General features: G+C 33.6%; 17 protein-coding genes. 6 read left to right on the top strand and 11 right to left on the bottom strand.

The window, feature by feature from the left end; translation table 11 throughout:
- On the top strand, positions 1-250 hold a 250-nt coding region (locus F553_RS0110695; RefSeq protein ID WP_019000087.1), incomplete at its 5' end, for an IS3 family transposase.
- A gap of 60 nt (positions 251-310) precedes the next feature.
- Here the strand turns inward: F553_RS0110695 and F553_RS0110690 are convergent.
- The 11 genes from F553_RS0110690 to F553_RS0110640 all read right to left on the bottom strand — a co-directional run bounded on the left by F553_RS0110690 (position 311) and on the right by F553_RS0110640 (position 8,946).
- Complete coding sequence (locus F553_RS0110690) at positions 311-760, bottom strand: NanQ anomerase/TabA/YiaL family protein (protein ID WP_008540067.1); 450 nt, start codon at positions 758-760, stop codon at positions 311-313.
- A 74-nt stretch (positions 761-834) separates the two neighbouring features.
- Positions 835-1,260, bottom strand: coding sequence for an ATP synthase F1 subunit epsilon (gene atpC, locus F553_RS0110685; RefSeq protein WP_008540068.1), 426 nt, complete (start codon positions 1,258-1,260; stop codon positions 835-837).
- Between the two features lie 3 nt (positions 1,261-1,263).
- On the bottom strand, positions 1,264-2,676 hold the full coding sequence (gene atpD / locus F553_RS0110680) for a F0F1 ATP synthase subunit beta (protein ID WP_008540069.1): 1,413 nt from the start codon (positions 2,674-2,676) through the stop codon (positions 1,264-1,266).
- Positions 2,677-2,691: 15 nt separating this feature from the next.
- Positions 2,692-3,543, bottom strand: coding sequence for an ATP synthase F1 subunit gamma (gene atpG, locus F553_RS0110675; RefSeq protein ID WP_019000086.1), 852 nt, complete (start codon positions 3,541-3,543; stop codon positions 2,692-2,694).
- A gap of 17 nt (positions 3,544-3,560) precedes the next feature.
- Entirely contained in the window at positions 3,561-5,075 is a 1,515-nt protein-coding gene (gene atpA / locus F553_RS0110670) for a F0F1 ATP synthase subunit alpha (RefSeq protein WP_008540072.1), read from the bottom strand.
- Between the two features lie 28 nt (positions 5,076-5,103).
- Positions 5,104-5,643: a F0F1 ATP synthase subunit delta gene (locus F553_RS0110665; RefSeq protein ID WP_008540073.1), complete on the bottom strand. Its 540-nt coding sequence runs from the start codon at positions 5,641-5,643 to the stop codon at positions 5,104-5,106.
- Positions 5,637-6,140, bottom strand: coding sequence for a F0F1 ATP synthase subunit B (atpF, locus tag F553_RS0110660; RefSeq protein WP_008540074.1), 504 nt, complete (start codon positions 6,138-6,140; stop codon positions 5,637-5,639). Before atpF ends, F553_RS0110665 begins: the two co-directional genes overlap by 7 nt.
- A 54-nt stretch (positions 6,141-6,194) precedes the next feature.
- Positions 6,195-6,446 (bottom strand): F0F1 ATP synthase subunit C, encoded by a 252-nt coding sequence (gene atpE / locus F553_RS0110655; protein WP_008540075.1) that lies wholly within the window; start codon positions 6,444-6,446, stop codon positions 6,195-6,197.
- 112 nt (positions 6,447-6,558) lie between these two features.
- On the bottom strand, positions 6,559-7,233 hold the full coding sequence (gene atpB, locus F553_RS0110650; protein WP_008540076.1) for a F0F1 ATP synthase subunit A: 675 nt from the start codon (positions 7,231-7,233) through the stop codon (positions 6,559-6,561).
- A gap of 135 nt (positions 7,234-7,368) precedes the next feature.
- A complete protein-coding gene (locus tag F553_RS0110645; protein ID WP_019000085.1) occupies positions 7,369-7,749 on the bottom strand; it encodes a hypothetical protein in 381 nt (126 codons plus the stop codon).
- A 174-nt stretch (positions 7,750-7,923) separates the two neighbouring features.
- Positions 7,924-8,946: a mechanosensitive ion channel family protein gene (locus F553_RS0110640; protein ID WP_033405790.1), complete on the bottom strand. Its 1,023-nt coding sequence runs from the start codon at positions 8,944-8,946 to the stop codon at positions 7,924-7,926.
- Between the two features lie 140 nt (positions 8,947-9,086).
- Between F553_RS0110640 and F553_RS0110635 the strand changes: the two genes are divergently transcribed.
- The 5 genes from F553_RS0110635 to F553_RS12420 form a co-directional block, all read left to right on the top strand.
- The gene (locus tag F553_RS0110635; RefSeq protein WP_008540082.1) at positions 9,087-9,608 is read left to right on the top strand and encodes a GNAT family N-acetyltransferase; all 522 of its coding nucleotides are present in this window, start codon (positions 9,087-9,089) and stop codon (positions 9,606-9,608) included.
- A 277-nt stretch (positions 9,609-9,885) separates the two neighbouring features.
- The gene (locus tag F553_RS0110630; RefSeq protein WP_019000083.1) at positions 9,886-10,461 is read left to right on the top strand and encodes a TMEM165/GDT1 family protein; all 576 of its coding nucleotides are present in this window, start codon (positions 9,886-9,888) and stop codon (positions 10,459-10,461) included.
- A 74-nt stretch (positions 10,462-10,535) separates the two neighbouring features.
- A complete protein-coding gene (locus F553_RS0110625; RefSeq protein ID WP_019000082.1) occupies positions 10,536-11,150 on the top strand; it encodes a DedA family protein in 615 nt (204 codons plus the stop codon).
- Between the two features lie 2 nt (positions 11,151-11,152).
- Positions 11,153-11,911: a nickel pincer cofactor biosynthesis protein LarB gene (larB, locus tag F553_RS0110620; protein ID WP_019000081.1), complete on the top strand. Its 759-nt coding sequence runs from the start codon at positions 11,153-11,155 to the stop codon at positions 11,909-11,911.
- 276 nt (positions 11,912-12,187) lie between these two features.
- Positions 12,188-12,324: transposase (locus tag F553_RS12420; RefSeq protein ID WP_208854025.1), on the top strand; the 137-nt coding region annotated here is incomplete at its 3' end.

Genomic DNA, 12,324 nt, shown 5'->3' with positions numbered 1-12,324 from the left:
ATTATTAAAAGAAAAAGGCATTATCCAAAGCATGAGCCGAAAAGGCAATTGCTTAGATAATGCCGTAATAGAAAATTTCTTTGGTTTACTAAAAAGCGAATTATTCTATTTAAAAAAATTCAAATCCGTTGAAGATTTTATAAAAGAGTTAAAATCTTATATAAAATATTATAATACAAAACGGATAAAGATAAAACTAAAAGGACTTAGTCCTGTAGAATACAGAATTAAGTTTCAATTAGTAGCCTAATTAATATGTCCAATATTTTGGGTGCACATCAATATGATTGCTCTTTTTTTGTTTCTCAAATTAAATTCTAATTTTAAATAAAGCTATTTTAAATTTATTTTTTAAATCCATATGAATTCCTGTCTTGTGCGCTTCATTTGGATTACAAACTAAAATATCACCAAAATTGCTCAAAAAATTAATATTTGTGTATGGCATTTCTTCTAACATCAACATATCGTCTATCTTATCACGATGATAAATTACACCTTCATAAATATTAACATCTATGCGTTCTTGTCCCTTTAATAAAATATATACATCTATATGTTTTTCATGTGCTTGCCAATATCTTTCCTGAGCAATTTGTGTTTCATATTCATCAATGCGAAAACAAATATCCTCTCTATCTGTTTGATATGTTCCTGCATTATAATTTATTAAATCATGTTCATTAAAATAATCTACACAAAATTTAATTCGTTCATCTATAGTGGTTAAATCTATATTTTTTATATTGCTAAAAATCATATTATCACCTTTAAAATAAAAACGGTTGTAGCTAAATTAAGTTACAACCGTTTTTACATAAAACTAATTAAATATTAACCAATATCTGTTTTAGTTGCTTTAAGTCTTGCTTTAGCACGTTCGAGTGCAGCTCTAGCGCGAAGTGTATCAACATCACTCTTAACTTCTGGATTTTCTTTAAAGCTTTCCAAACGTTTTTGTGCACGTTCATAAGCTTTTTTCGCTCTATTGATATCAATTTCAATAGGAAGTTCTGCTGCACTTGCAAGTACAATAATTTTATCAGGTTGAACCTGAATAAAACCACCGCTAACTGCAATAAGATTTTCAGTGCCGTCAATCATAGCTCTCATTGCATGAGGAACAAGCCCTGCAAGAAGCGGAGCATGTTTTGGCATAATACCTAAATCCCCAGCAATAGAACGCACGATTAACATATCAATATCAGCACTATAAACAACTTTATTTGGAGAAATAATTTCTAGCTTTATTTTAGCCATAAATTATCCCTCCTTCTTCATTTTATTTGCTGCCTCAACAACTTCGTCAATGCTACCAACCATATAGAAAGCACTTTCAGGTAAGTCATCATATTTACCTGCTAAAATTTCTTTAAAGCCACGAATAGTTTCTTTTAATGGTACATATTTACCTGGTGTACCTGTAAACTGTTCAGCAACGAAGAATGGCTGAGATAAGAATCTTTGAATTTTACGTGCTCTAGCTACAGTAAGTTTATCTTCATCAGATAATTCTTCCATACCTAAGATAGCGATAATATCTTGAAGTTCATTATATTTCTGTAAAATAGCCTGTACACCACGAGCTACTTCATAATGGTCTTCACCGATTACATGTGGGTCAAGAATACGAGAAGTAGAATCAAGTGGGTCTACTGCTGGATAAATACCAAGCTCTGCAATCTGACGAGACAATACTGTTGTTGCATCCAAGTGAGCAAATGTTGCTGCTGGAGCAGGGTCAGTTAAGTCATCGGCAGGAACATATACAGCCTGAACAGATGTGATAGAACCTTTTTTAGTAGAAGTAATACGTTCCTGAAGAGCACCTACGTCTGTACCAAGTGTTGGCTGATAACCAACGGCAGATGGCATACGACCTAAAAGTGCGGATACTTCAGAACCAGCCTGAATGAAACGGAAAATATTATCAATGAATAATAATACGTCCTGATTTTGAACATCACGGAAATATTCAGCCATTGTAAGACCAGTTAAAGCAACACGCATACGTGCTCCAGGTGGTTCGTTCATCTGACCATAAACTAAAGCAGTTTTATCGATAACGCCAGATTCTTTCATTTCAGACCAAAGGTCATTACCTTCACGAGTACGTTCACCAACACCAGAAAATACAGAATATCCACCATGTTGAGTTGCGATATTATGAATAAGTTCCATGATAAGAACTGTTTTACCTACACCAGCACCGCCGAACAAACCGATTTTACCACCACGGGAATATGGTGCGATAAGGTCAACAACTTTAATACCAGTTTCTAAAATCTGTGTAGATGTTTCTTGTTCATCAAATTTTGGAGCTGGACGATGAATAGGCCAAAATTCTTTGTTGCCTACAGGAGTATCATCATGGTCAACTGTTTTTCCAAGTACGTTAAATACACGACCAAGAGTTGCTTCTCCTACTGGAACTCTGATTGGAGCACCAGTATCTTCAGCTTCCATGCCACGAGTCAAACCGTCAGTAGAACTCATAGCGATACAACGAGTAACATTGTCACCCAAATGTTGCATAACTTCAACAACTAAATCGATATCAATGTCACCAGATTTACCTTTAATAGTTACAGCATTTAAAATTTCTGGCAAAGATTCTGCCGGAAACTCTATATCAACAACAGGTCCAATAACCTGTACAATTTTACCTTTTGCCACTTAGGTGAAACCTCCTTACTTCAGAGCTTCTGCACCGCCCACGATTTCTGTAATTTCGCGAGTAATACCAGCCTGACGTACTTTATTATAATGCAAATCAAGTTTAGAGATGAGTTCTTCAGCATTATCTGTTGCATTGCTCATCGCATTCATACGTGAACTTAGTTCACTTGCTGCTGATTGTAATAATGATGCATATATTGTTGTAATAATATATTGCGGTAATAAATATCCAAGCACTGATTGTGCTGATGGTTCATAAATATATTCAGCAGTAGGTTTATGATCGGAGGACTCTGGTGCTGTAAATGGTAATAATTTAATTGTCTGAGGTATAGCAGAAATAGCTGACACAAATTTTGTATATACAAGATATACTTCTTTATAGTCACCTTTACTAAAATGCTCCATAATTTCAACAGCAATTTGACGAGCATTTTGATACTCTGGACGTTCTGTAAATCCCATATAAGAATTTAATACATCATATTTACGTGGAACGAAATATTCTTTACCACGACGACCTACAGTGATAATAGATGTATTTTTTGCATCTTTGATATGAGAAATTGTTTCTTTAAATACATTACTAGCATAAGCACCTGCAAGACCCTTATCGGAAGCTAAAACAACATATAAAGTTTTACCTTCTTCACGTACTTCTAGCAGAGGATGTGAAAAACTTCCTGCATTAGAGGCTACATCGGCAATAACCTCATACATTTTTTCAGCATAAGGTTGGTTGGATACAGCCGCTTCTTGGGCACGACGTAAACGAGCAGCAGCAACCATTTTCATTGCTTTAGTGATTTGCTGTGTACTTTTTACGCTTTTTATTCTGCGGCGTATGTCCTGTAAACTAGCCAATTAAATCACCTCACTGCTTATTTATTATATGAATATGTGGATTTAAATTCTTCAATAGCACTATTGATAGAAGCTTCTAAAGCATCATCTAATTTTTGTTTTTCAACGATTGTCTGTCCAATTTCTGGGTGATTTGAATTCATAAATTTCAAGAAATCACGTTGGAAGTTAACAACCTGATTAACAGGAATATCGCTTAAGAAACCACGTACAGCTGTATAAATAACAAGGATTTGTTCATCTACTTTTAAAGGTGAATACTGTGCTTGTTTTAATGTTTCAACCATACGTACACCACGGTCTAATTGTTCTTTTGTAGATTTATCAAGGTCAGAACCAAATTGAGCGAATGCTGCAAGTTCACGATACTGAGCAAGGTCAAGACGCATACGACCAGCAATCTGTTTCATAGCTTTTATCTGAGCACTACCACCTACACGAGATACGGAAAGACCTACGTCAATAGCTGGACGAATACCAGAATAGAAAGCTTCTGTCTGAAGCATAATCTGACCATCTGTAATAGAAATAACGTTTGTTGGAATATAACCAGATACGTCACCTGCTAAAGTTTCGATGATAGGTAAAGCTGTAATGGAACCTCCACCGAGTTCATCACTTAATTTAGCAGCACGTTCTAAAAGACGAGAATGTAAGTAGAATACGTCCCCTGGATATGCTTCACGTCCTGGTGGTCTGCGAAGTAACAAGCTCATTGCACGATAAGCAGTAGCATGTTTAGAAAGGTCATCATATACACAAAGTACATGTTTACCTTGATACATAAAATGTTCACCCATAGTAACACCAGAATATGGAGCCATATATTGAAGTGGTGCACTATCAGAAGCAGTAGCTGCTACTACAATTGTATAATCCATAGCACCATGATCTTCAAAAGTTTTTACAACACGAGCGATTGTAGAAGCTTTCTGACCAATAGCTACATAAATACAAATACAGTTTTGACCTTTCTGATTGAGGATTGTATCTACAGCAATAGCTGTTTTACCTGTACCACGGTCACCGATGATAAGTTCACGCTGACCACGACCAATTGGAACTAAGGCATCAATTGCTTTAATACCAGTCTGTAATGGTTCTTTTACTGATTTTCTATCAGCAATACCAGGAGCTGGATATTCAATTGGACGGCTCTGTGTTGTATGAATAGGGCCTTTGCCATCAATTGGACGACCAAGTGCGTCAACAACACGACCAATCATACTTTCCCCAACAGGTACTTGCATGATTTTACCAGTACGTTTTACGATATCTCCTTCTTTAATTTTTGTGTCGCCACCTAATAAAACGGCACCGACATTGTCCTGTTCAAGGTTTAGGACCATACCATATATATCATTACCAAAGTCGAGCAGTTCCCCTGACATCGCTTTGTCTAAGCCATGAATATGTGCAATACCATCACCGATTTCAATAACAGTACCTACATCATCAACATTTAAATCAACATTATAATTTTTAATTTGATCCTTGATAATGGCTGTTATTTCTTCTGGATTCATTTTCATAACGACTCTGTCACCCCACTTAAATAACTTAATTTGCCATTAACTGCTTTCCTAAAGATTTAATTTTGCTAGTTACACTACCATCGATTAATTTGTCGCCCATTTTTACAACGACACCACCAATGATGGATTTATCAATATGTGTTTTTAGCTGAATATGCTTGCCGGTAATAGCTTCTAATTTCGCAGTTAAAGCTTTTTCTTGTGGCTTTTCCATAGCAACTGCTGTAGTAACATGTGCTACTACAATATTACGAACTTCATTAGACAGAGCTTCATATTCACCGACTATCTCTTCAATTAATGCTATGCGACGTTTATCAATCAATAATAACATAAAATTATGCACTGATTTTTCAATATCGCTACCAAAAACTTTATTTAGCAGTTCTTTTTTTGCTGATGGCTGAATTTGAGGATTACTCATAAAAGCTTTTAATTCTGGTTGAGTTTTAAAAAGCGTACTAATTTCTGCTAATTGTTCACCATATTCTACAAGCTTATTTTCTTCCTGAGCTAATTCAAACATTGCCACAGCGTATTTTTTTGCTAACTGTAAATTCAGCATGGCAATCCACCCATTTTATCTTTATCCAACTGGTCAATGAAATCACTAACCAATTTTTCATTTGTTTTATTATCCATATTAGCAGCGATAATTTTGCCAGCTGCTTGCATGGATAAAGCTACCATTTCACCACGTAACTGCATTGCTGCACGTTCACGTTCTCTAGCAATATCTTCTTTTGCGGCTTTTCTCATCTGCTCAATTTCACGTCTTGTTTCAGCAACGCTAGCATCACGTTCTTCTTGAGCACGTTTCATTGCTTTATCTACAATTTCCTGTGCTTTTATACGGGCATCAGCTAATTGCTTATTATATTCAGCGAGCAGTTCTTTAGCCTTTTGTTCATCTGCTTCTGCGGCATCAATGCTTCTTGCGATTTTTTCTTCGCGTTCTTTAAGCATTTTCATAACAGGCTTATATGCTACAAATTTTAAAATAAGTACCAAAATAAGGAAGTTAAGGATTTGAGCCACAATCGTCATATTGATATCAATCAATTTATTGCCCCCTTATGCGTTCCTAAACATCTAAAATTTAAATGTTTACCCAAATTATTTAATAAGTGGGTTAGCATAAAGCATGATCAATGCAATAACTGTTGCAATGATTGGCATAGCTTCGATTAAACCTACAGAGATAAGAGTGTTCATGAATAAAGTGTTTTTTGCTTCTGGCTGACGAGCAATACCTTCGATGAATTTAGAAGTAACAAGACCATCACCAATACCTGCACCGATAGAAGCAAGACCCATTGTAATACCTGCACCAATTAATGCTGCCATAACCATAATTGCGTTTTCCATAAAAATAAATCCTCCTTAAAGATAAACATAAATTAAATTAATTTTTCAAGATTACCTACAACTATAGATAATCTTATATCAATATCTGTTGACTAAAATATATCAACAAATATTAATGGTGATCATCGTCTTTCATAGCATTTGCTAAGTAAGACATAGATAACATAGTAAATATAAATGCCTGAACTGCACCGATAAATAAACTAAATGCAAGCCAAACAACACTAGGTACTGGCATCCATATTGGCACTAATAAAAGCAAGATAATAATTAAAATTTCCCCTGCTAGAATATTACCAAATAGACGGAAAGCAAGTGTAATAGGCTTTGCTATTTCTTCAATCAAATTGATAATTACAAATGGCGCTACTGGCTGGAAAAAATGTTTTATATAATTAAAACCTTTATAATACAAGCCAAGTACATGTAACATTACAATCACCAATAAAGCTAGACCTAAAGTTGTATTTAAGTCATTTGTTGGTGATGCAAGCGTTGGAATAAGTCCTATCCAGTTTGAAATCAATAAGAACAGAAATAGCGTGATTAAAAATGGTGCTACTAATTGACCACGAGAACCTAGTGTAACACCAATTTGCTCATTGAGCCAAACAATAACCATTTCAATTACATTTTGCCAACCTGAAGGAACAAGCTTTAGACTTCGTGTTGCTAAAAATGCAATCAGTATTACAATGGCCATTGCTAGCCAGGTCATTTCTAAGGTCTGAATATTGAATTGCATACCTGCGAAAGTGACCACTTCACGCACACCAATTTCATGCATTTTCCCCACTGCCGCTTATACAGTCCATAAGTAACAGTGTCCTCACCTCTCTTTACTATATATTTCATATTTTACCGAAAAATACAGATTATATTTTTCAGTTTCTATGTAGATAATATTTGCACTAGGCAAATATTATTCCATATTCTTATGATAAACAAAAATAATTAAATGTATCATATACAGTATAAAAGCTAAGAAAAAGCCTCCTACTACTGCATAAAATAATTCCACTGATTGCAATATAGCAGCTCTTAGTATAATAAAAATCATCAATAACCTCGTTATCAAACTAAGCCACATCTGACCTTTAGCTTTACCTACTGTTAAATGAGCAGCCTTCCACGTTCTATATACCATTACCCAAGCGCATATAACTGCTAATAAATAGCCTGTAAATACACCTGTTATCAAGTAAAGTTTATCATAATTTATAAACATACCAATAATAATAATAGTACAAATAGAAATCTGTATTAATAATTTTCTACCTTGAACAGATAAAAATTCTTTCATTAAATTTAATTTCTCCATGTTTATCCCAAAATCATGCATTTTGTATTCAATCAAGTATATCTTACCAAATCTCTAACAAAATAAAAAGCTTTTCCTGAAATATTCTCTAATTATTTTATTCATTATTACTATAAAATATTTTTATGATAATTTTCATTTATTTTGATATCCATTTTACTCTTTATTATTGATAATAGTTCTTACTGGGAATGGTATTTCTATGTTTTCTTTTCTAAATTCTTTTGTAATCGCTTTTATAAATTCATGTTTAACAATATATTGATTTGTAAATTCACTAACATGCATTATCACATTGAAATTAATACTAGAGTCCGCAAACAAATTAAATCTAACTACAGGCTCCGCTTTAACTTCTGGGTCTAATTTAGATAAAATTTCTTTTGCTGTTCTTATACAAACAGCTTCCACTTTATCTAAATCACTATCATAGCTTACACCAATAGCTACACTTACTGTTATATCTTGAAGTGGCATACTGTAATTTGTGATAATCGCCTTAGATATACTTTGATTAGGTACAACTACCACATTATTACTAACGGATTGAAGTGTGGTAAAACGCCATGTAATATCAGATACTCGACCTTCTTCACCTGTACTTAATTTAATATAATCATTTAAACGAAGTTGCTTTGATAAAATTAAATGCAATCCAGCAAAAATATTAGCAAGCGTATCTTGAAGACCAAGGGCTACTGCCATACCGCCGACCCCTAAAGCTGTGAGAATTGGCGCTACTGATATTCCACAATATTGTAAAACAATGAGTGCACCCATAGAATACACTAAAATATTTATTAAATTATTTAATAATGAAGTCTTTGGCATATTTTGGTCAGAACGCATAGTATAAAAATCTATCATTCCAGATAAAGTTCTTGCAATAACTCTTGTCAAAGTAAAGATAATCACTGCAAATAATAAATATGATAATAATCTGCTGATAGTTTCTGGTATGGATAAACTATTTATCGTCCAATATAAGCCAACACCGGAACACCAAGAAATCGGTAATCCCTTTAAGGCATTGACAAAAATATATTGCCATGAATCTCTATTTACATTACTTTGTAAATAACGATTAATTAAACGACTGAGAAATGAACCTACGATTAAGGCACCTATTTGAATACAAATTGGTACAAATAAAATATCTAATAAATGTTCAAAAGACATCGTTGCCAATACTGCTGTCCTCCTTATTTGTTATATTAAGAAAAGTATACTATACTTTTCTTAAACTGTCAGGGAATTTTCCCATAAGTTTCTAAAATTTATTATAAAATCTATAATATTATAATGAAGGTGGTTTTAATATGGAAAAAATCGTAAAAACAGGAAATAGATTACGTTTTCGTCAAGCAACAGTTGAAGATATGGACTATATCATGGAAGTGGAATACATTCCTGAAAATGCCAAATATGTAATTCCTTATACTCGCGAAGTGCATATGCAAACTTTAGATACTCCTTCTGCTACTCATCTAATTATCGAAACTTTAGACACACATGAAAAAGTTGGTTTTCTCATGATAGCAGGTCTTGATAATCCATCTAAAGAAATCGAATGGACTCGCATTATTTTAAATGTAAAAGGTAAAGGCTATGGTCAAGAAACACTAGAAATGTTAAAATCCTGGGCATTTGATGATTTAAAATTCCATAGAGCATGGCTTGACTGTAAAGACCACAATACTCGTGCTTTACATGTATATGAAAAAGCTGGTCTTGTCCGTGAAGGTCTTATTCGCGAAACAATTTTAACTGATGGTGTTTATGAAAATTTAATCATTCTCGGAATTTTAGACAGAGAATATTTTGCTATGAAAAATAAATAAACCCTTGCCAAAATATTTATTTTTGTGTATTATATCCATTGTGTGTATATGGTATTATTGGTAAATGTATTGGCTAAAAGGGAGTAGCTTTTTAGAATAAGTCAACATACTGATGAACGACGAAATTCATCTGGCTTATTCGTTGATGTTTTACATCAATAGTGAGACTTTTGGTATAGATTAGTTACACTAAGTGTATCAGTCTATACTAGAAGTCTCTTTTTTTATTCCCTTTTATCAAATAAATTTAATTTATTTTAAGGAGAGATTTAATCTTATGTTTGCATTTTCAACAGCGTTTATCATGGTGGTTCTTGCCGAAATGGGTGACAAAACTCAATTATTAGCTATGGCTTTTGCCACAAAATATCCATGGAAGAAAGTCATGTTTGGTATTTTAGTTGCTACTATTTTAAATCACTTTGTAGCAATCGCTGCTGGTATTTATTTGCATTCTTTTATTCCTAAAGACATTGTTGAACTCGTTGCTTCTATTGCTTTTATTGTCTTTGGTCTTTGGATTTTAAAAGATGATGAACTTGGTAATGAAGCTGAAAAAAATCATTTTAGCATCTTTTGGACTGTAGCTATCGCCTTTTTCCTTGCCGAAATGGGAGATAAAACTCAACTCGCTACAGTAGCATTATCTGCTCAAATCGGTGCTGATATGCTTTCTATCTTAGTAGGTACAACTCTTGGTATGCTCGTTGCTGATGGACTTGGCATTTTATTAGGTGCTACGCTTCACAAATATGTACCTGATAGAGTCATCAAAAAATTTGCTTCATTAATCTTTATTCTCTTTGGTGTTGTTGGCATTTTACATGCTATGAATATCATAAATTTATATTAACTTAAATATTTTTATCGGTTATAATATATATAAGGATTATCTTATAATTTAACAATAGAAAGGACTAATTTTTAATGGAACAATTTTCAACAATCTTTTTGAGTTTTATTGATACTTGGGGCTATGTTGCTGTAGCTGTACTAATGGGGCTTGAAAATGCTTGTATTCCAATTCCTAGTGAATTAATCTTAGGTTTTGCTGGATATCTCATCTTTGCTGGCAAAATGGAATTTTTCCACGCTACTGTTGCTGGTATGATTGGTGGTATGGTAGGTTCTATCATCACTTATTATATCGGTGCTAAAGGTGGCAGACCTTTTGTAGATAAATATGGTAAATATTTCTTCATGAAAAAATCTCATGTAGACACTGCTCAAGAATGGTTTGATAAATATGGTATTAAAGCTGTATTCTTCAGCAGATTACTCCCTGTAGTTCGTACATTTATCTCTTTACCTGCAGGTTTTGCCAAAGTAAATATGAAGAAATTCATCATCTATACTTTTATTGGTTCCCTTCCTTGGACTATGTTCATCTTATACATCGGTATGATACTTGGCGAAAATTGGAAAACTATGCTTGCTGTAGGTCATGAAGCAAGTTTAGTTGTAAGTGCTATTCTTGTTCTCACTTGCGCTTTCTACTATATTCGCTGGAAACGCAATAAAAAAAAGGCCGTTAAACAATAAATATGGACACTACTCAATTATTAGATTTACTTCACGATTATAAACTAGGAAATATCTCTGACGAAACTATGCTTCAATCACTTCAAGATAATCAAGGTTTTGAAGACATTGGTTTTGCTAAGATTGACCATGACCGAGCAAAAAGACAAGGATTTCCTGAAGTAATTTATTGTGCAGGTAAAACTAATGAGCAAATAGCTGATATTTTCACTCACCTCTATCAAAAAAGTGAACAAAATATAATTGCCTCTCGTGCTACTTTAGAAAATTATCAAGCTGTACTAGCAAAAGTAAAAGATGCAAAATATGACGAATTTGCACGTATTATCTATGTTGATAGAGATACTATGCCTATTGATGATAAACGTTTTATCCTCGTCATGACAGCTGGTACAAGTGACATACCTGTCGCTAAAGAAGCAGGTCTTACTGCTCAACTGATGGGAAATAAAGTACAATATTGCTTTGATGTAGGCGTTGCAGGTATTCATCGTCTACTCAGTAAAAAAGATTTGATTGACAAGGCTAATGTAATCATCGTTGCTGCTGGTATGGAAGGAGCTTTGGCTAGTGTTGTTGGTGGTCTTGCTAATAAACCAGTAATTGCTGTGCCTACAAGCGTAGGTTATGGTGCTTCCTTTCATGGGTTAACAGCATTGCTTTCTATGTTAAATAGTTGCGCTGCTGGCGTTGCCGTAATGAATATTGACAACGGTTTTGGCGCTGGTCGATTAGCTAGTATGATTAATCATATGCGTTAAATCATTAATATTAAAAATAAGAAGCATAAAAGTTTAAAAGCTTTTATGCTTTTTATTTTATATTATGGTTATACTAAGCCAAAAAGCTGTAAGTGCTGGCACGAAATCATTATATTTAATCTGTTTACATTTACAAATATTTTTCCACCAAACCTTACCAAATGCGAGCGTAAAGCCCCTAAATTTATTTATGGGGATATAAGCTCGCTAAAAAACAATGATTCGATATCATTGTTTTTTGTTGTATTATATTTTTAATAGTTATATAATACTTTTATGAAATATAAATCAAATAATAATATAGTATATTCTTGTAAATATCATGTAGTATTTTGTCCTAAATATCGTAGAAAAGTGTTGAACAATGGTGTTGATGAACGATTAAAGGAGTTGATTAATAATATTTGTCAGGA

The sequence above is a fragment of the Megamonas rupellensis DSM 19944 genome (assembly GCF_000378365.1).
In the GTDB taxonomy this organism is placed as follows: domain Bacteria; phylum Bacillota; class Negativicutes; order Selenomonadales; family Selenomonadaceae; genus Megamonas; species Megamonas funiformis.
This window is presented reverse-complemented; position numbering and strand designations above follow the sequence as displayed.